At 52.7% G+C, this 19,767-nt stretch carries 19 protein-coding genes; 14 read left to right on the top strand and 5 right to left on the bottom strand.

The features are described from left to right. Positions 1-19 precede the first annotated feature (19 nt). Genes MDG893_RS15335 through imuA form a run of 3 tightly spaced genes read right to left on the bottom strand, consistent with a single transcriptional unit; the run spans position 20 to position 5,255 of the window. Positions 20-3,139: an error-prone DNA polymerase gene (locus MDG893_RS15335; protein ID WP_007154725.1), complete on the bottom strand. Its 3,120-nt coding sequence runs from the start codon at positions 3,137-3,139 to the stop codon at positions 20-22. Next, complete coding sequence (locus tag MDG893_RS15330) at positions 3,139-4,557, bottom strand: Y-family DNA polymerase (RefSeq protein WP_007154724.1); 1,419 nt, start codon at positions 4,555-4,557, stop codon at positions 3,139-3,141. Before MDG893_RS15330 ends, MDG893_RS15335 begins: the two co-directional genes overlap by 1 nt. 8 nt (positions 4,558-4,565) lie before the next feature. Then, positions 4,566-5,255: a translesion DNA synthesis-associated protein ImuA gene (gene imuA / locus MDG893_RS15325; protein ID WP_007154723.1), complete on the bottom strand. Its 690-nt coding sequence runs from the start codon at positions 5,253-5,255 to the stop codon at positions 4,566-4,568. A gap of 126 nt (positions 5,256-5,381) precedes the next feature. Between imuA and MDG893_RS15320 the strand changes: the two genes are divergently transcribed. Together MDG893_RS15320 and MDG893_RS15315 are read left to right on the top strand one after the other, a co-directional pair. Beyond that, on the top strand, positions 5,382-5,729 hold the full coding sequence (locus MDG893_RS15320) for a 4a-hydroxytetrahydrobiopterin dehydratase (RefSeq protein ID WP_040474671.1): 348 nt from the start codon (positions 5,382-5,384) through the stop codon (positions 5,727-5,729). A gap of 31 nt (positions 5,730-5,760) precedes the next feature. After that, positions 5,761-6,036, top strand: a complete 276-nt coding sequence (locus MDG893_RS15315) for a YrhK family protein (RefSeq protein ID WP_007154721.1) — start codon at positions 5,761-5,763, stop codon at positions 6,034-6,036. Here MDG893_RS15315 and MDG893_RS15310 read toward each other — a convergent pair. Next, a complete protein-coding gene (locus MDG893_RS15310; RefSeq protein ID WP_007154720.1) occupies positions 6,033-7,025 on the bottom strand; it encodes an integron integrase in 993 nt (330 codons plus the stop codon). The genes MDG893_RS15315 and MDG893_RS15310 overlap by 4 nt on opposite strands. 383 nt (positions 7,026-7,408) lie before the next feature. Here MDG893_RS15310 and MDG893_RS15305 point away from each other — a divergent pair, with 383 nt between their 5' ends. The 8 genes from MDG893_RS15305 (at position 7,409) to MDG893_RS15275 (ending at position 14,138) form a co-directional block, all read left to right on the top strand. Beyond that, positions 7,409-8,341: a toll/interleukin-1 receptor domain-containing protein gene (locus MDG893_RS15305; protein WP_007154719.1), complete on the top strand. Its 933-nt coding sequence runs from the start codon at positions 7,409-7,411 to the stop codon at positions 8,339-8,341. Positions 8,342-8,420: 79 nt separating this feature from the next. Beyond that, the gene (locus MDG893_RS15300) at positions 8,421-9,440 is read left to right on the top strand and encodes a DUF3800 domain-containing protein (RefSeq protein ID WP_007154718.1); all 1,020 of its coding nucleotides are present in this window, start codon (positions 8,421-8,423) and stop codon (positions 9,438-9,440) included. A 93-nt stretch (positions 9,441-9,533) separates the two neighbouring features. Beyond that, positions 9,534-9,986 (top strand): hypothetical protein, encoded by a 453-nt coding sequence (locus tag MDG893_RS15295; protein ID WP_007154717.1) that lies wholly within the window; start codon positions 9,534-9,536, stop codon positions 9,984-9,986. A 166-nt stretch (positions 9,987-10,152) separates the two neighbouring features. Continuing rightward, complete coding sequence (locus tag MDG893_RS15290) at positions 10,153-11,736, top strand: transposase (protein WP_007152904.1); 1,584 nt, start codon at positions 10,153-10,155, stop codon at positions 11,734-11,736. Between the two features lie 122 nt (positions 11,737-11,858). Continuing rightward, the gene (locus tag MDG893_RS15285) at positions 11,859-12,506 is read left to right on the top strand and encodes a hypothetical protein (RefSeq protein WP_157132858.1); all 648 of its coding nucleotides are present in this window, start codon (positions 11,859-11,861) and stop codon (positions 12,504-12,506) included. Positions 12,507-12,600: 94 nt separating this feature from the next. After that, complete coding sequence (locus MDG893_RS15280; protein ID WP_007154715.1) at positions 12,601-12,960, top strand: hypothetical protein; 360 nt, start codon at positions 12,601-12,603, stop codon at positions 12,958-12,960. A gap of 94 nt (positions 12,961-13,054) precedes the next feature. Next, positions 13,055-13,306 carry a PIN domain-containing protein gene (locus tag MDG893_RS21435; RefSeq protein WP_007154714.1) on the top strand — a complete coding sequence of 84 codons (252 nt, stop codon included), beginning with the start codon at positions 13,055-13,057 and terminating at the stop codon, positions 13,304-13,306. A 19-nt stretch (positions 13,307-13,325) separates the two neighbouring features. Next, complete coding sequence (locus MDG893_RS15275) at positions 13,326-14,138, top strand: PIN domain-containing protein (protein ID WP_208855210.1); 813 nt, start codon at positions 13,326-13,328, stop codon at positions 14,136-14,138. Positions 14,139-14,410: 272 nt separating this feature from the next. On the opposite strand, the gene MDG893_RS15270 is transcribed toward MDG893_RS15275, so the two are convergent. Next, a complete protein-coding gene (locus MDG893_RS15270; protein WP_007154712.1) occupies positions 14,411-15,454 on the bottom strand; it encodes an IS110 family RNA-guided transposase in 1,044 nt (347 codons plus the stop codon). Positions 15,455-15,848: 394 nt separating this feature from the next. Between MDG893_RS15270 and MDG893_RS15260 the strand changes: the two genes are divergently transcribed. From MDG893_RS15260 to MDG893_RS15240, 4 genes are all read left to right on the top strand, one after another. After that, positions 15,849-16,981, top strand: a protein-coding gene (locus tag MDG893_RS15260; protein ID WP_085985277.1) for an IS3 family transposase whose coding sequence is annotated in 2 segments (ribosomal slippage) — positions 15,849-16,107 and positions 16,107-16,981 — 1,134 coding nt in all. Because the reading frame shifts where the segments join, the coding sequence is not laid out codon by codon here. Between the two features lie 16 nt (positions 16,982-16,997). Next, positions 16,998-17,951, top strand: a complete 954-nt coding sequence (locus MDG893_RS15255) for a hypothetical protein (RefSeq protein WP_040474668.1) — start codon at positions 16,998-17,000, stop codon at positions 17,949-17,951. Between the two features lie 134 nt (positions 17,952-18,085). Then, the gene (locus MDG893_RS15250) at positions 18,086-18,406 is read left to right on the top strand and encodes a hypothetical protein (protein ID WP_007154710.1); all 321 of its coding nucleotides are present in this window, start codon (positions 18,086-18,088) and stop codon (positions 18,404-18,406) included. 218 nt (positions 18,407-18,624) lie between these two features. Further along, positions 18,625-19,760, top strand: a protein-coding gene (locus MDG893_RS15240) for an IS3 family transposase (RefSeq protein WP_425268447.1) whose coding sequence is annotated in 2 segments (ribosomal slippage) — positions 18,625-18,877 and positions 18,877-19,760 — 1,137 coding nt in all. Because the reading frame shifts where the segments join, the coding sequence is not laid out codon by codon here. The last annotated feature ends 7 nt before the right edge of the window (positions 19,761-19,767 follow it).

Genomic DNA, 19,767 nt, shown 5'->3' with positions numbered 1-19,767 from the left:
ACAGTTATCGCTCTCGAAACTAATGAAAATCCCGCGAATTAACCGGTAACGCCTGAATCAGGTGGCTCAAATCGGACAACCTTCCTGCCATCACGTGAACAATATCCCCCTCTCTTTCCAGAACTCCTTTCACATGTAGAAGTCGAGCCGTTATCAGCGGCTTGCGCTGCCGCCGTGCGGTTTCCAGCCACACCACTACGTTTACGTTACCGGTTTCGTCTTCCAGGGTAACGAAGGTGACTCCGGAGGCGGAGCCGGGGCGTTGGCGGCCTGTGACAAGGCCAGCAACCTGAACGGGGCGGCCAGGCTGGATATTCTTGAGTTGTTCGGCGCTGAGACAGAACTTCAGGTGCCCCTGTTCCCGGAGCAGGGCCAGGGGATGGCGCTGCAGGGTCAGGCCCTGGCTGGTGTAGTCGGCCAGAACGTTCTGGCCTTCCGTGGGTTCGGGCAACTGGAAACAGTGTTCTGGCTGGTAATGAGCAGGTGCTTCTCTGGCAAAGAGCTCCGCGGGCTGTTCGTGCTCAAGCAGTTGCCAGTAAGCCTGATGGCGATTAGTGGTGAACGCTGGCATGGCGTTAGCGCCGGCGAGCAGTTCCATGTCACGTTGGTTCAGGCCGGCCAGGTGACGTAGTTCGGCGGTGGACCGGTAACCTTCAGCCGGGCGGTTGTTGTGCAGGCTTTCGGCGCCGCTGGCAGAGAGGCCTTGTATGAGCCTGAGCCCTAGACGCAAATGACGATTGGGCGACTCCAGAGTATGATTCCATTGGCTGTGGTTTACATTCGGTGGTAGCACAGTGACGTCATGACGACGGGCGTCCTGGACCAGTTGGGACGGTGAATAGAACCCCATGGGCTGGCTATTGAGTAGGGCGCAGTAGAAAGCGGCTGGGTAGTGGCGTTTAATCCACGAGGACACATACACCAGTAGCGCAAAACTGGCGGCATGGGATTCCGGAAAACCGTAGCCGCCGAAACCGCAGATCTGCAGGTATAACCGTTCGGCGAAATCGGCATCGTGGCCGCGTTCCAGCATGCCGTTGATCAGCTTGTCCCGAAACGGCGTCAGGTCGCCGTGGGATTTCCAGGCAGCCATCGCGCGGCGGAGCTGGTCGGCTTCACCGGCAGAGAACCCAGCGGCCACCATGGCCAGCTTGATCACCTGCTCCTGGAAGATAGGCACACCCAGGGTGCGCTCCAGAACATTCCGTACAGCGTCGTTGGGATAGTCAACCGGCTCCAGGCCATGCTTGCGACGCAGATAGGGGTGAACCATGTCACCCTGGATAGGGCCGGGGCGAACGATGGCCACCTCAATCACCAGGTCGTAGTACTTTTCCGGTTTCAGGCGCGGCAACATATTGATCTGGGCACGGGATTCCACCTGGAACACACCGATACTGTCGCCTTTTTGCAGCATGGCATAGGTGGCCTGGTCTTCCAGGGGAATATCCTGCATGGTAAAGGGAGTGCCCTTTTCCTCACTGATCAGCTCCAACGCCTTGCGGATGGCCGTGAGCATGCCCAGGGCAAGCACATCCACTTTCATCAGGCCCAGGCTTTCCAGATCTTCTTTGTCCCACTGTATGACGGTACGGTCCGCCATGGCGGCGTTCTCCACTGGTACCAATTCGGCCAATGGCCCGGCGCTGATGACAAAACCACCGACATGCTGGGACAGGTGGCGGGGGAAGCCCAACAGGGTATTCACCAGGGCAAAGAACTGGTCGGCCACTTTCGGGTTGCGGGTAAGGTGCTTGTCGAGAATTTGCTGGCGCCAGTTGCTGGCCTTGTCCCGCCAATCGATGCCTTCCAGTAGCTGTTCCACCATGGCGGGATCAAATCCCAGGGCCTTGCCCACATCCCGGATGGCGCTGCGCGGCCGGTAGCGGATGACCGTGGCAGCCAGGGCCGCGCGTTCCCGGCTGTAGCGCCGGTAGATGTATTGGATAACCTCTTCCCGCCGTTCATGCTCGAAATCCACATCAATATCGGGTGGCTCTCCGCGATCCTTGGAGATGAAGCGTTCGAACAGCAACTCCACGCGAGCCGGGTTGACCTCGGTAATGCCAAGGCAGTAGCACACGGCAGAGTTGGCGGCAGAGCCCCGACCCTGGCACAGGATGCCCTGACTGCGGGCAAAAGCGACAATGTCCTGGATAGTGAGGAAGTAGTGCTCGTACTTCATCTCTGATATCAGGCTTAGTTCCTTGCGTATCAGCCTCTGAACGTTCGATGGCGTGCCGCTTGGGTATCGCCGGCGTTCACCGTCGTGGGTGAGTTGTTTCAGGTAGGCCGCTGGTGATGTGCCGCCCGGCACCAGGTCCGGTGGGTACTCGTACCGCAAGCTGCCAGGTTCGAAAGTACATTGCTCGGCAATTACCAGGGTTTCCCTGAGCCATGCTTCCGGAAACAGGCGATCAAGAACCGGTAATGGTCGGAGGTAGCGCTCCCCGTTCTGGAACAGGCAGTGGCCGGCGTTTTCCAGGTTGGTGTGGTTGCGCAGGGTCGTGAGCACATCCTGCAACGGTTGCCGCTCGCGGCTGTGCATGTGCACTTCTCCGGTGGCGGCTACCGGGCAACGCAGGTGGTCTGCCAGCCAGCGCGCCCGGGCCAGTTGCTGCTCCTCTCCGGATTCGAGAGTGCGGGCTGCGGCTATCCAGAGATTCGGCTCGAACAGGCGCTGAAGCCATTCACCACAAGCCAAAGCCTGGTCTGCATCTACAACAGTGGGTGAGGGAGGCAGCCACAGGCATACACAATCGTTCAGGGAATGGGTTTCAATATCCCGGAAGAACAACCGGTACTGACCTTTCTCCGCCTGCCGGCGACCAGTGGTGATCAATTGGCAAAGCTGGCCATAACCCTTGCGGGTGCGGGCCAGCAGAATGAAGCGGGGAGTAGCCGCTTCGGCCGGGGCATCTTCAAGTTCAAACCAACTGCCGGTGATCAGCTTTACCGGACTGTCTCTCAGGGCGGCCCATGCCCGAGGAATGCCAGCCACCGAGCAGGCATCTGTGATGGCCAGTGCAGAGTAGCCCAACTCCAGCGCCCGCTCGGCCAGTTCATGGGGGTGTGAGGCCCCGGTCAGAAAGGTGAAATTGCTGAAGCAGAAGAGTTCGGCATAGCTGAATTCGCTCATCAGCCAAACCAACCATGCACGAACCAGCCATCCCGCACATCCCGGAATACCCAGGCAAGCTGGCCGGTGGATAGCTCGGCAATGTAATAGTCCCGATGTACCCTCTGGCCATCCCACCAGCCCCCACTGATCCGTTCCGGGCCCGAAAACCACATGGTCGGAGCTTCGGCCAGCGGTTGCGGCCCTTTGAGTAACCATAAAGGCCGGCGGGGTAACGGGTTAGGAGAGGAAAGGCAGATATGCTTTTTTCGCTGCACCTCTGAGGCAGACCAGGCCCGTTCGGGCCGGTGATCTGCCTGCGGTGATAACTGCCGTAATGAGTGTTCGCCAAGCCGCGCCTGCAGGCGGCTGATCAGGGTATGCCAGGCTTCGCTCAAATCCTGCGTTTCACCCAGGAGGTCCTGGCCAGAGGCCGCTTCCCGCCCCAGAAAGCGTTTGACCGACAACACCAACGAGATCACCGGAGCCCTTAATGGGTGTTGCTCAAAGCGTAGGCGGATAAGATTCAGAAATGCTTCGGCCCGATGCTCGGGGCCGGAGGTGCGAACCCGAATGCGGGTAGGCTCCTGATGCCGGTGCCGCAGGACCAGCAACAGGCTGTCGGTATCCTGCTGTCGCCAGCACAGGTCTTCCTCCAGCTCTGACAGAATGCGCTGCAGGGGGAACAGCAGGCCCTGGGACTGCTCAATCTCCTGTACAAAATCCGCTTGCTGACGAAAGGTGTGGGGCGGTTGCCAGGGTGTTTGTGGGTCCGCGCGGTTACCCTGGATTTTTTGCACATACGCGAGGGTTTCCGGCGACAGTCGACGGGCCAGTTCACCGGCAGGCAGTGAGAAAACATCATCCAGGGTGTTCAGGCCGATTCGCTGCAGCCTGGTACAGGTTTTGTCATCGAATTCCGCAGCCAGCAGGGACATCTGCCCCAGTGTACGCAGGATATGGCCTTTGTCCGCCGTGCACTCGCCCTTGCCGGTACGGGCAATCAGCCGGGCTGACAGTGGGGTGTGGCCGATGGCTATCCAGGCGTTAAGCTGGCGTTCCTCCAGCCCCTGTTCCACCGTTTGCCATACGGCGGCCAGCCCGCCGTAAAGCCGCTGCAGACTGCCCACTTCCGCCAACAGGCCATCCGGTGGAACCAGCACAATATGAGCCGCATACCGGTATAGCCAGCATGCCTGGCTTTCCAGTATCCGGGCTTCCTGTTGGTGGTCCGCCCTGACCATACCCAGTTCCGGCACCAGACTGATGGCAGTTTTCAGGCGCATGCCAGCGTGCACTCCCTGGGCGCAGGCTTCCGGGCAAGCCTGGATCACCTTCTGGCCGGAACCTTCCACAACAGCCAGCGCCGACTGGTTTTCATGAGAGCGGCGAATATGATCCAACAACAGATGAGGAAAGTGCAGATACAGCCAGAGCATGGTGAGCCTTACCCGGCCTTGTCGGCCCAGGGACCCTGGACCACCCTGGGTGCTTCCCGGAAGGCGAGGTCCGCCCGGTGCCCCATGGCTACTGAGCAATATTGGCCGGGCCAGCTGCCGCGACGTTTCAGAACATTGACCTTGAGCGCCTGCTGGCTTCCTGCTGTCAGATCCAGGCGTAGCGCCGCCGGGGAGTTCTGTTCGGCATGGCGCCGTTCGCGGAACAGCACGCACACATTGCTGCCGGCCTCCGCAGCCAGTTGCAAGCGCCGTATGTCTCGGGTGGCCAGTTTTCCGGGCCAGGCCATCACCAGGCCGGTGACCGGTGAGCGCAGGCAGTTTTCCAGCGTCCACAGGAAGTCGCCATCGTCTTCGGTGTTGATCAGTATGACCTGATCCAGATTAACCCCTTCACGGGCCAGGGCAGGGGCGTAGGGTATATGGGGCGGGTTCAGCCAGAATACAGTTTTTTCCGCTTGAGAAAGCCGTTGCATCAGGGGTAGCAACAGGTGCAGCTCACCAATGCCGGGTTCATCCAGCAAGCACTCACTCAGCGCACCACGTGGCCAGCCAGCACCGCCGAGCTGGTTGTCCAGCACCTGGTAACCGGTTGACTCTGTTGGTCGGCTAGTGCGGGTATGATGTTGACCCTGCCACACACGGGCGTCCTGCATCAGTGTATTCAGAATCTCGCTCATGGAAGGTTCTCTATATACTGTTTAAATATACAGTATTCTGAAAAAGACAGGATTTCAAGCGATGGGTTGATAATGTGGCGGAACGAACCCACGTTTGTAGTACAGCCATCAACCATGGAGGTTGAAATGAGTGAATTGACGAAACAAAGCTGCGAAGCCTGCAGCGCAGATGCTCCCACAGTCACTGCTGACCAAAAGCAGGCTTTGGGTAAAGATGTACCCGACTGGCAGGAGATTGAGCTGGATGGGGAAGAGCAGCTACAGCGGGTGTTCAAGCTCAAGAATTTCGCCCAGGCCCAGGCATTTACCAACAAGGTGGGTGACCTGGCCGAAGAGGAAGGGCACCACCCCGCCATCCTTCTGGAATATGGCAAGGTCACCGTACGCTGGTGGACCCACAAGATAGGCGGCCTGCACAAAAACGATTACATCATGGCGGCGCGCACCGACGCAGCCTACAAAGACATGCAATAATTTACCAAACCCACTGGAAACAGGATGTGTAATGGCTGAAGACCGTACAGATAACCCACTAACCTTTCGGTTAGGCCACGAAGAACTGGTTATACGGCGCCGTTACGAAGTGCTCAGCATCATCAATGATTTCCTGATCGCCATCTGGTTTCTGGTGGGCAGCATCCTGTTTCTGTTTCCCGAACACGAAAAAGCGGCCATCTGGCTGTTCATTATTGGCAGTTTCCAGTTCCTGGTTCGCCCCACCATTCGCCTGATCGGGCATATCCACGTGCAGCGTATTCCGGAAAGTCGCTGGGAAAGTTAGAAGGCGTCGTCTATCGGGCTGCGTACTCCAAAGCCTCCTTTACGAACCACATGTGTGTAGATTTCAGTGGTGCGCACGTCGGCGTGGCCCAGCAGCTTCTGAATGGTGCGAATATCGTATCCGCTTTCCAGTAGGCGAGTGGCAAAACTATGCCTGAAAGTATGACTGTTTGCGGGCTTCCGTATCCCCGCAGAGCGAATCGCTATGCGGAAATTTTTTTGTACAGTTCTATCAATCATGTGGTGGCGACGGCGGATGCCGGAACGTGGATCTACTGACAACTCCGCTGCGGGAAACACATACTGCCAACCTGGCTCTTGACTGGCATTTGGATACTTCCGGGCAAGCCCCGCAGGCAAGTATACAGAGCCGTAGCCTTTGGCCAAATCACTTGAATGCTGATGCAAGGCCGCTTCAATTTGCCTGGTCAGGGACTGTATAAGGGAACTAGGTAACAGGGTAATCCGATCCTTATTGCCCTTACCGCTGCGAACCACCAATTGTTGCATTCCAAAATCAACGTCCTTCACGCGCAGCCGCAATACCTCGTTAATACGAAGGCCCGAACCATAGATCAGCATGGCAATCAGGCGATACTCGCCTTCCAGGTTGTTGATAGTGGTTTTTGCTTCCTCAGGACTGAATACCGTTGGCAGCTTTGCGGGCTTTCGGGCGGCTTCGTAATTCAGGTTGTCTAGAGGAATGCCCATGAATTCCCGGTAGAGAAAAATCAGTGCATTCAAAGCTACTCTCTGGGTTGCCACACTGGCATTGGCTTGTAATACCAAATGTGAAAGAAAGGCTTCGACGTCTGCCGAGCCCATCGTTTCAGGATGCTTCCGACCATGGAAACGGATGAAACGCCTTATCCAGAACACATAGGTTTTCTCGGTTGCATAGGCAAGGCCTCGCATACGAATGAAGCTACGAAGTTTGTCCAGAAACCGCGTTGGTTGCACGGGGATAGCTGGTGGGATGTCCATATCCATTTTAATGCCCTTATACTGTTTTTATATACAGTAGGTTCGAATGCGTTGCCCTGTCAACGGGCGCTACAGAGCGAAGTTATACGAACCGGTTCGCAAAACTCCAGGTTAGGTGCGGGAAACTCATGTAAGTATCTGATACTGTTGAAGCTGGATTAGAGCATTGTGGAGTTATACGCCCTCATTCAACGAAATGTTGCAGGCCAAGGAGGGCGTATAACTCCGGCGGTAGCCGTGGTGGGTTCTGGTTAATTATTGATTTTAAATTGATTTATTGAATCGGGCAGGGCGGCTGAAATTGGAATTATACGAATGCGTATTATACGAACGGGTTCGTATAATACGCTGTTACGTGTACAAAATTTCCCTTTGAAACTGGGGTATAGATGAGAGCCATAGAAAAAATAGAGCTGTTGGAAAAGATTGCCCAAGAACTTCAATTGCGAATGACTTTTTCGGAAATAGACATCTTTTTTGATGCTCACGGGGTCAAGTACGCTGGAATTGTTCCGAGTGCCAATAGCAAACGGATTTACGCAAAGGAGGTGCTGGCAAAAGAGAAGAGTGAGGATTTAATACTTAAAATCGCAGAAGAACTCGATATTCCACACAATTATTCAACGAAGTCGCCACGCGAAGCGACGTTTTGGAAACCTGGTTTCTTTCGTCTATTCCTCACCCACCTTGCCTCATTCAAGGTTCAGACATCTCATCTTCAGTCGGTTCTCAAAAGATATGCGATATCCGCTTTCGTTGCGCATGAAGATATTGAGCCGTCTCGGGAATGGCAGCAGGAAATTGAGGCAGGGCTATCAACGATGGATGCGCTTGCAGCGATCCTGATGGATGGTTTTAGAGAGAGTAACTGGTGCGATCAAGAAATCGGTGTTGCCGTTGGGAGGGATGTCTTGATCATACCAATCCGAAAGGGGATGGACCCTTACGGGTTCATTGGAAAATATCAAGGCATTCAGGGAGTAAACAAAACAGTCGGTGAGGTTGCTGAACAAGTATTTATCACGATTGTTAAATCTCCAAAAACGCGATCAAAAATGTTACTGGCTTTGTGTAATGCCATAGGTCAATCAACAGACATCGATGAAGCATTGGACAAAGTCGCTATTTTGAAGTCCGTCGATGCCGTTCCGGAAGATAATTTGGAAAAACTTAAGGACAGAGTAAAAGACAATAGTGTCCTATCGGAATCAGAAAACTTTTTGGCATCATTCAATGGAATGCTCGCAAAATTTGGAGTCAACAAGCTTGTGCTAGTTGATGCAAAAGCCGAAGACGAGTGGGACGATGATATACCATTCTGATCCAGCACCACGTAACCAGTACGGTCAAGGGACGCTCCTGACGTCGCGCCCCTGCCGTTGGCGTTAGCGGGCAAAAAGAATGAATATATTCGTCGATGAATCGGGATCATTCGTAGACGCCCCAAACGTTGGTGCGTTCAATGCTGTGGCCGCATACATGAGTCCCGAAACTGACCGACGCCAGCTTCGAAAAATACTGTCATCTCTAAAACGTTCAGCCGGTGCGCCTGCAAACTCCGAAATCAAGCTCAAAAATCTCAGCGAGCAGCAATATTTCAGTTTTTTGCATCAGCTTTCCGGGTTGGCTGGTGCGCTTTATGTCGTGGCAACCGATGCCGGGCTAAACCAAGCATCCGCAGTAGCAGAACATCAGTTGGAACAGGCTGCCAGGGTGGTCGTTCACAAAGAAAAAATGGTGCATAAGACTGGACAAAATAGTTTGCAGTCTCTATCGGACCGAGTGGCCTCATTGGCACCGCAGTTGTATGTTCAACTTCATTGCCAAGTGAATCTTTTCGAAGCGATTTTAAGAAATGGAGTGCTATATTTCGTTCAACGTAAACCGAGAAGCTTAGGGGTTTTCAGGTGGAGGATTGATCAGAAAAATTCTACCAGGACTGAATACGAGATGGCGTTTACCCAGGTGCTTCCCGCGTTTTTACAGTCGATTTCTCTGGATGACCCAATGCCAATGTTAGAGGGTGCAGATTATTCTGCGTTTAGTCGTTTTGATTGGAGTCCGGAGGAAAAGCCAACATACCTGCGAGACGCCTACGGTATCGATATTGACGAAAGAGAGCTGGCTACAAATATTGGAATGTTAGTAAGAGACAATCTGGAATTTGTTGATTCGAGGGATAGCCAAGGCGTCCAGATTGCCGATCTCTTGGCATCAGGGGTTCGCCGTAGTCTTAGGGGGGAATTCGCAGATAATACATCAGCAGCTAAGTTGCTAGGAAGGCTGATGGTACAGAACTACAAAGGCAAACCGCCAATTCAGCTCCTTGGTTTTACACGATCCGGGACGGCAGTTGACGACCAATCTGCTCGAGCGATAAATATCATGCAGGCGAGTGCGCGTGCGATGCTTACTCGCTAACCAGGCGCTGTTGCCGGACAATTTTTCCACCGCTTTGCGGTTCCAAAATTGCCGCAAAGCTTCGCGTTATGCACTTCTAATTGGGAGGTTTTGGTGCCTGAGAATCTTGAGTTAGAACTGAGCAAACAGTTCAAGGCATCTCAGGAAAGGTACGTTTATTTTGTGCTAGCGGCATCCGCTTCAGCAATCGGTTTTGCGATGACGCAATCGAAAACTGAGCCTCTGAACTATTTCCATGCCCCGCTCGGACTCGCGATTTTTCTTTGGGCTGTTAGCTTTGTCTCTGGCCTGAAAGTTGTGGAGTATGCCGTAAGCGTTACATTTCAAAACCAAAACTATTTAGCATTCAAGCGCGAGCTGCATTCACTACAAGCCGAAAACAAATCTGAGCTTATCGCGCAGTTCAAGGAACGTCTCGACGAGACGGTAGGAAAACAGGAGGCAAAAATGCAGCTGTATGGTGGCCTACAGAGCTGGTGCCTTCTACTGGGAGGCTTGTTCTATATAGTTTGGCATGGTGCTCGAATGTGGGCTCTAAATGCATAACCAGTCATTCCAGTCCGTTACGGCCCTAATGGGCCTCCACCGGACGGCCTTTTCTTCGCTTCGCTACGCAAAGGCCGCCGCTGAATATTGGCGTTGAGGCTGTAGAAAAAGTCTGAATTCCGCCCCAGTTTTGCTAGGATCGGGCAAACGGACAAGGAGTCGTCAGATGCCCAAAGCCAAACCCCGTTTCAGGCCCTACAACTACGACCAGGACGCCATGGTCGTGATCAACTATCAGAACCAGCTTCAGCCCGGCACCTTTGAACACGCGGTGCACTACCTGATCGAGCACAAGCTGGACCTGTCGATCTTCTACCCCAAGTACCGCAACGAAGACACCGGCCGACTGGCCTACGATCCCGCCATCCTGCTGAAGATCATCCTGTTCGCCTATTCCAAGGGCATCAAGACCAGTCGTGAGATGCAGTGGTGCTGCGAGACCAACATCACCTTCAAGGCGCTGTCGTGCGATACCGTTCCTCATTTTACGACCCTGGCCAAGTTCGTCAGCAACCATGCCGACGAGATCGAAGACCTGTTCGAGCAAGTCCTGCTGGTGTGCCACGAACAGGGATTACTGGGGAACGAACTCTTTGCCATCGACGGCTGCAAGATGCCCTCGAATGCAGCCAAAGAATGGTCCGGCACCTTTAAGGAGCTGGAAGAGAAACGGAAAAAGCTACGCCGCCTGATCCGCCACCACCTGAAGGAGCACCATGAAAGGGACGAGGCGGAAACGGAAGCCGAACTGGACCGGGACATCCGCCGGGCGAAGACGGTCCTCTCCCTGGACGAATCCCTGAACAAAGTGAACCGCTTCCTAAAGACGAACCGCCCAAGGATGGGCCGGGGGAAGCGGAGCAAGGAAGTGAAGAGCAACATCACCGATAACGAAAGCGCCAAGATGACCACCAGCAAGGGCACGATCCAGGGCTATAACGGCGTGGCCACGGTGGACCGGAAACACCAGATCATCATTGATGCGCAGGCCTTTGGCGAAGGCCAGGAACACCACACGCTACAACCAGTACTGGAAACCGTCGAAGCCCGATTCAAGAAACTGGGCATTGCCGAGAGTATCTACCAACAAGGCACCGTCATCACCGCCGACACCGGCTTCGCCAACGAAGCCAACATGAAATACCTGCACGAACGGCAGATCAACGGCTACGTGCCGGACAACAAATTCCGCAGCCGGGATCCGAAGTTCAACCACCAGAAAGACAAATACGGCAAGCGGCATCAGAACCTGCCAGACACGGGCTGGAAAGAGACCATCCCGGCCAATGAGTTCCAGTTCGATCCAGTGAGCCTGACCTGCATCTGTCCGACAGGCGAAAGCCTGAAATACCACGCCACCCGCACCGACCAGAATGGCCAAAGCCGGGCCTACTTCCAGGGCCGTCTGTTGCAGTGTCGACACTGTCCGAAGAAGCATCAGTGCATGCAGAACCCGGAGGCCGCCGACCATCGGAAAGGCAAAGGCCGACAGGTGTCGTTCACCATTGAGAGCAAGCGCCTGCCCAACTATACAGACTGGATGAAGCACCGGGTCGACAGCCCAAAGGGCAAAGAGATCTACAGCCACCGCATGTCGGTGGTGGAACCGGTGTTCGGCAACATCGGCACCAACAAACGACTGAACCGGTTCAGTCTGCGAGGTAAGAAAAAGGTGCAGGGCCAATGGCAGCTATACTGCCTGGTGCACAATATTGAGAAGCTGGCGAATTATGGGCGATTGGCAGTCTGACTGGAAACCGCAGAAGGACCCACAATCGGCGCCGCTGAATGAGCTATAGGTGACACAGCGGCGAAACTTGGATTCTGAGCCACATTTGCCAGCAAATAAACGAATGCATCCGCCAACGGCGGATGAACAAACGAACAACTGAAAAGGCGAGTGGAAGCGGCTCAGAATTGGGTTTTTCTACAGCCTCGTTAGCGAGAAAAGTACACATGCGATTGCTATACATTTACCCCATCAGCTTTCTTCTTTTCGTTTTCCCTATAGCGCTCTTCGCGTCAGAGAGTTTGGACGAGCGTTTGTTCTCTGAACTGCAACTAATCAATCAGTCCATGAGCAAGATGACTTCGGAAAACGAGGCGTTTATCGAAGAGCTGGACAAGGAGCGTTGCTCTAAAGCAGCGTCGAAGGGGACATCCTGCGAGGAGCAATCATTGCGGCATTTGGCCGCTTTGGACGAAAGCAATCGAAAAACAGAAGCGTATGTGAAAAATATGATTGAGGGGTGGGCCAGAATCTATGGAATGTTGCGCGTGGCTCACATGCATTGTGACCTTAATAGCTTTAATTTTGATGCGGTACCGACGTCTCTGAGAGCACAATCTCAATTGATCAAACTAGACCCAGACACTGTTGTCTTAAAATACCTTGAGGCATCTGAGGGCGCGTTGGAGATGGATCTTGATGAACTTGATTGTGAGGCGATCAAGTCGTTTACAGCTAATGTGCAACAGATATTTTTAGCGGCACGTCGGGCCCAGGAAAGAATGCGCTAACCAGTGCAGGCACGGCGACGCCCATTACATTGCGCCTTTGGCTCCATTCCATGGGCGCGCATGCTGCAAGCGTTAACCACTACAAAGAGAAGTTATGAGTCAGAGTCAGGAAGAAGAGAAGCAGCCCAAGGAAATAACCGAGCACTCCACTGTCGTTGACAACGGTGAGCCTGTTGAAATTCAGGCAATGGGCAAGTTCTTCGAGGGTATCGTAGAGCCTATCGCTCGTAGCCAAGAGATCGCAGCTAAAGAAGGCACCAAACAAGCGGAAATAATGGCTGGTATCGCGCATCGTGGGCTGTTCTATTTCTTTGCCGTAGCATTCGTAATTCTAGGTATAGCTGTCGCCGCCCTGTTCTTAGACAAAGATCAGCTCGCTGAGAAAATCATTTTTGGCGTCATTTCATTCATAGGTGGTCTCGGTATTGGCAGAAGTATGCCGAAAAATGGTTAACAAGGCGCTTAAGTTTGTTCCGGCCTTCGGCCTCCACCGGACGCCCTTGTCAGGGCGCCGCTTAGCTTCGCGTTAACCAATTTGGGGAGAATGGATGAAGATTTTTGTTGATACGAACATATTCTATAATGATTGGTTCATGCGAAATGCAAACTTCAAGTATCTTTTCCATTTTCTGAATAACGAAGGTCATTCGTTAATTGTCTCAGATTTAGTGATTCAAGAATCTGAAAATATAAGAAATCGAGAGCTTTTAGAGGCTCTTCATGAGATAAAATCCGGCATCAAGAAAGCTCAAAACTCAATTATAGTAAATTGCAGTATAGCGAAGATGATCTGGAGTTAAAAGCTATGACTTTCTCTCAATAATTAAATCAAGAGCGGAAAATGTCGAAGAAATTGGATACGGAAAAATATCGCATTCTGAGGTCGTAAGTCGTGCCCTTAGAAACAAAAAACCATTCTTGGAGGGAGAGAAGGGATATCGAGATACTCTTATCTGGCTATCATTTATCGATTACCTTGTAAACAGAGACGTGAATGAGGATGTGGTTTTTATAACTCAAAACAAGTCGGATTTTTTTAAAAAGAAAAACGATTCAGTTTATTTTCACCCTGATTTGGCTGCTGATTTAAAAGAAAAAGGAGTTAAGGCAAAAGTAGTACCATTCACTTCTCTCTTCGATTTTATCAATAGTAGAGTTGATAGAGATAAACATGCAATAGATCACTATAAATCGGAAGAGGTGTTCGAAGATTTTATAGAGAGTTCATCCATTTCCTTTCTAAATGAGATGTCAAATTTTGGTCTCGCTAATTATCTAGAGAATTCAATATTTGAAAATAAAGTTAGGAACATTCTTGCATTAAGGGTAGAGATGCTGGAGGGGCTTGAAGATTCTGAAGTGATCAGCACTCGGAGTCTGGGTGGTGGTGATATTTACGTAAGCTACAGCTACAATTTACGCAGAGTTTTCATTGAAATCGATATTCAAGAAATAGATTATGCAATGAATAAGTATGAGCTTGATAAAATTTTTTACGATATCGAAATCAGTTCAGGCGTAGCGACTTTGGAATGCCTCATCCGTCCGTATTTTGAGGTAAGTTTTATCTATAATGACAAAGATGAGGAGTTAAAGAACTTCGAAGTTGCAAATTTGCGGATTCGCCGATAAAAAGGTTAACACATATGAGCCTTCTCGGAATCAATAGGCAATAGTCATTTTTTGGCCGCGCCAGCGGCCAACCTAAATCCATGAGCAAGAACGCCTGCTTCGTCAGTCTCGCGGAGCTGTCAGGCACTTACAGCAAACACATATCAAGTCGCTCTGGCTTCAACATCAGTGACAGAAAACCGCTTGGGTATCGGGTACCAGTCAGCGGACGCGCAGTCTTCGGTGTCATCCTTCCGGATCCAGTTAGACGTCTTGCTCAGCCCGTGGCGTGACTAACCTCTCAGGAACCGTTGTTCATCGAACACCCTTTTGTCTTTGAGCATGAAGTACACAGCTCGGCCCAACTTGTGCGCCAAAGCGGATAAGGCCTTGGGTTTGTTCATTCGCTTCTGGAGCTTTTCAACGTAGCGCTTGGCTCTGTCGTTGTTGCGGATGAACAGCACAGCAGCTTCAGAGAATGCCCACTTCAGATGGGCATTGCCGATCTTGTTGCCCTGAGTGCCGTAGACCTTTCCGGCGGATTCGGCTTTGCACTTCACCAGGCGAGCGTAGGACGCGAATTTCTGAACGGATTCGAAGCGTTGAATATCGCCGACTTCGTAGAGAATGGTCAGCGCCAGAATGCGACCCACTCCGGGAATGGTCTTCAGTACGTTGAGTGACGCCGGATTGTGTTGTTTGGCCTGCTGTTCTAGATGCCATTCAAGCTTTTTGAGTTCGTGCTGATAACAGTCGACGATGGCCAGGTCCAGATCGATGTTGCGTTGAACGTCTGGATCGGTAAAAGCAGCAGTGAGTTGTGACCGGCCGCCTGGATTGTTGAGGTTGGCTTTGCTGGGCGGCAGATTGTACTGCCCCAGGGTGTTCACTGCGTGGGCCTTGAGCATAGCCCCATGACGGACGATGCGGGTACGGCGGCGCAGTAGATCGCGGGTGGCCCGCATCTCCTTGGGATAGACGTAAGCCAGTGGGAAATTACCACCGCGCATGAGCATCGCGATCTTGAAGGAATCGATGCGATCGTTCTTGGTTTTACCACCGTGGATGGCCTTCATATAAAGTGCATGGCCAAGGATGAAGTGTATGCCGTGCTCTTCACACAGATCGGAGATCCAGTACCAGCAGTGCATGCACTCGACACCCACAACAAGATCGTCGCGAAACGGTTCGAGCGTGGCCAGTAAGAGTTCCGGCCGAGCTTTGATTTCCTTGTGCAGCAACACCTCCCCCTGCTGGTCGATGATACAGACATACAGGCTGCGGGCGTGCAGGTCGATTCCACAATAATGGCGGTGGGTGCTATGGTAAAAGTTCATTGAGTCTTCTCCCTTGTAGTGCTTGGTCGCCTTCCAGCTTAGCGGGCAACCGCTGGGCTGGGGAGAAGGCTCAATCAGTATCAATCGCAGGCACAGCGACGGCTTTTTCGTTCCGGCTGCGCCTCCACTACAAAGCCGCGCGTGCTGCGGGCGTTATATTCCTGTGATTTCGGTAGGGCACGGCATTAGGCAGTCCAGTCTCTGTGCTCCAGGCGAACTGTCCTCGCGGGTTTGCGATTCACGGTCATGTTTTCAAAGAAAATATTCTTGATATTCGGTAATATGTCGCGACCGTACTAGGTGGAGGATCGCATGTTTGATATGTCTGACCTGCACCCAACTTTCTAATCCATCCTGATCTTAGTAATGTTCATCACCAGAGAGGACGATGAACATGAAGAAGCGATTCACCGAAGAACAGATCATTCCCATTCTCAAGGAAGCCGAGGCCGGCCTTCCGGTCAAAGAGCTGTGCCGGAAGTACAACATCTCGGATGCCACCTTCTACACCTGGCGCAAGAAGTATGGCGGCCTGGAAGTCTCAGAAGCCCGTCGCCTGAAAGCCCTTGAGGAAGAGAACGCCCGGCTCAAGAAGTTGCTGGCCGAGTCCATGCTGGATACAGAAGCCCTGAAGGCCGCCCTCAACCGAAAGTACTAACCGTCGGGAACAAGCGCGAGGCTGTGCGCACCATGCTGTCGGAGACGACGATATCCGAGCGCAAAGCCTGTTCACTCGTCGGGTTATCCCGCGCAACGATGCGATATCAGTCTCAGCGCTCTCCAGAGGAGCGTGAGCTGACAGAGCGCATCAAAGCCATTGCGTTCGAGCGCCGCCGGTTCGGGTACCGGCGTGTTCACCAGTTGCTGCGTCGTGAGGGTGCTGAGGTGAATCACAAGAAGGTTTATCGACTTTACCGAGAGGCCGGCCTGGCCGTCCGCAAACGCAAGCGCCGTAAAGGTGTGATGGTCGAACGGCAGCCATTGGTGTTGCCTGGTGCGCCGAACCACACGTGGTCCATGGACTTTGTGATGGATTCCTTGGCCAACGGCCGCAGGATCAAATGCCTGACGATTGTGGATGACTTCACGAAGGAGTGCCTCGACATTCCCGTGGCCATGGGCATTTCAGGTGAACAGGTCGCCCGCACCTTGGATGGTATAGCGGCCTTCCGAGGCTACCCGAAGGCCGTTAGAACCGACCAGGGGCCGGAATTCACTGGCAGAGCGCTCGATCAATGGGCATACCGCCATGGCGTTGAACTGAAGCTGATTCAGCCCGGAAAGCCGATGCAGAATGGTTACGTCGAGAGCTTTAACGGAAAATTCCGGGATGAGTGCCTGAATGAACACTGGTTCCGGGACCTTGCTCATGCCCGGGAGAAAATCAGTAACTGGCGATTGGACTACAATGAGCAGCGTCCGCATTCATCCCTGGGGTATCAGACACCCCTGGAATTTGCCTCCGCTCTCCGACTTGGAAAAACAGATTCAAAAGTAACGGACATTACTAGGGAGCAGTTGGATTAAACACTGGGGGCAGGTCATGGCATCAATGGGCAGCGTCGCAAGTATACTTGGTTTGCTCGTGGCAATTGCGGTTGCTTTTTACCAGCGGAATGCAGCAATCAAGGCGAAGTTTAGAGCGAATGCTGAAAAAGAAAGAGCTGCAAATCTTGAAGATCACCTTGCCCGTCAACGTTGGCAGCAGCTCCGTTCTTTGGGTGAGCAAATAGATACTCTGGAGAAAGACAAGCGTCATACTGCTGATGCCACTGGCGCTGCCCTCCATGCACGTTTAAAGGAGCAGTACAGCTCTCTTCTGGGCGTAATTGCAACCTCCACAAAATCGTTTTCTGCCGCTCAGCTACGTCACTGGGTTTACACGGGGCGGTTATCGAGACCTTGGCAGGTTGAAGAAGCTCTGAGTCATGTTGAGCCTGAGTTTTCGAATAGTGAAATTGCGGAAGACGAAAAATGGCTAAGACGCGTAATAGACGATGCAAAGGTATCTGCGGAATCCTCACCTCAAACTCTACAGTTTCCACTTGAAGTAAACGAATATGTTGCTGCTTATATTTTGGTCGCAGCAGCAGTTGAAGAACAGCTTTTGGAAGTTTCGAGAGGCAGTGGTCAAACTGCTTATTCGATTGCAGTTTTACTAAATCACTTAGCAGAGGACTGCCTGACAAAAAGCCAGAATAAATATGGCCCCATTAGTTTGAAAGCTTGGGGATGGGATTCAGATAAGACCTTTAAAGAACGTTTCTATCATTACCAAGAGCTTGATTTCTGGGTTGTTCGGGGCGCTGCGCATGACGCCCAAAGCTTACTTAATGGATACGAAGAGTTTTTTGAAGATTACGACGCTCTTGTGAAGTCGGTTATCCCAACCAAGTCGGCAATTCATCATTCGAGGAATAAATATCCCGATATAGCTGAAATCGCGGATCGATTCTTGGAATCAAGCGGCTCAAGAAGAAAAGCCCTCGAATCTTAAAGGGGCTAATGCTTCTCCGACACCTTTGACTTTCTTCATAAATATAACCAATAGCTGTTGCCGGAAGTACCTGCGTTGCGCCCGGGTATGCCGCAAAGCAAAGCGGTAGAGTCTCAATAGAAGGATCATCGAGAATGTATTTAACAAGAGAGGATCTCCACGTTTTTTACCATCAAGTCCATCAGATTGTGGCGAAAAAACTTGGAATAGAAGACTTTGAACTTAAGTCGGCTAGCGAATTAGTCGATGAAATTGAAAAGGTGAATCCAAACGTATCCTCAAGAGTAAGGACGTTCATAAAAGCGTACGAGCGCTGGTTTGATTTTCACCAAAAAATTGATGCCGCAGGCTCATCAGGAAATTTATCTACTCAACAGAACCAAGAGCTGACGGCCGCAATGGATGCTCGGGATTCGACTCGCAAAGAGCTTATCTCGGAGCTAGACAAACTCTAACCAGTCATTGCAGTTCGTTCCGGCCCGATGGGCCTCCACCGGACGGCCTTTTCTCCGCTTCGCTACACAAAGGCCGCTGATCTTGCACCGCTTTAGTGGACGGTCATTTACCGGACTTGGACTTACCCCGGTGCAGTGGACACGCCTAGCCTATGATTGGACTTACCCCGGTGCAGTGGACACGCCTAGCCTATGATTAGAGCATAGGAGGAATTGCCATGAGCAGCCAACGTTACCCCCCTGAATTCAAGGACGAAGCGGTCCGACAAGTGCTGGAGCGGGGCTATACCGTCGCCGAAGTGTCGCAACGACTGGGAGTATCGACTCACAGCCTCTACAAATGGGTTAAGGCCGTGAAACCGGATAAGTCTGACGAACAGGCTGCCGAATTGGTCGAAGCCAAGAGCGAGATTCTAAGGCTACGGGCCCAGATGCGCCGGATTGAAGAGGAGCGGGATATCCTAAAAAAGGCCGCTCGGTACTTTGCCAGAGAGCCCGAGTAAAGTATCGGTTCATCAACGATCACCGACACGAATTCAATACGAAGACCATGTGTCGCGTGCTCCAGGTGGCTCGCAGCGGGTTTTATCAATGGCTGCATAAGCCATTATCTGACCGAGCTATCGATAACCAGCGGCTGCTGGCGCAGATCCTGGCGTCGTATCAGGGAAGCTCTGGTGTCTACGGTGCTCCACGCGTGTTTCTGGACCTTCGGGAAGCCGGTGAAACCTGCGGCAAGAACCGGGTCGCCCGGTTGATGAAAGAGCATAAAATCAAAGCGCTGCGAGGCTATAAAGCGCCAAGGGTGATTGCCGGACGACCGTCAATCCTGACCCCGAACAAGCTTCAACGTGAGTTTACGGTGGACCGCCCGGACAAGTCCTGGGTCACCGATATCACCTATTTGCGAACCTGGCAGGGGTGGCTGTATCTGGCGGTGGTGGTCGATCTGTTCTCGCGTCGTGTGGTGGGCTGGTCCATGAAACCCACGCTGCACCGCAGCCTGGTGGTGGATGCACTGCTGATGGCGGTCTGGCGTCGACGCCCGAAAGCTACCGTGCTGGTGCATTCCGACCAAGGCTCCCAGTACGGCAGTGATGACTGGCACCGGTTCTGCCGTGCCCACAATCTAGACCCGAGCATGAGCCGTCGGGGCAATTGTTGGGATAATGCCGTCGCGGAATCCTTCTTCAGCAGCCTGAAAAAGGAGCGTATCCGGAAGCGGATCTACAAAACCCGTGACCTGGCCAAGGCGGATGTGTTCGACTACATCGAAGTGTTCTATAACCGAATTCGGCGTCATACCCATCTGGGTGGCGTCAGCCCAGAGGCCTTTGAAATGGCCTCCGTTTGAGGCTGGG

This window comes from Marinobacter algicola DG893 (assembly GCF_000170835.1).
Taxonomy (GTDB): Bacteria; Pseudomonadota; Gammaproteobacteria; order Pseudomonadales; family Oleiphilaceae; genus Marinobacter; species Marinobacter algicola.
Note: the sequence above shows the minus strand (reverse complement) of the source record. Positions and strands in the feature narration are given on the sequence as shown.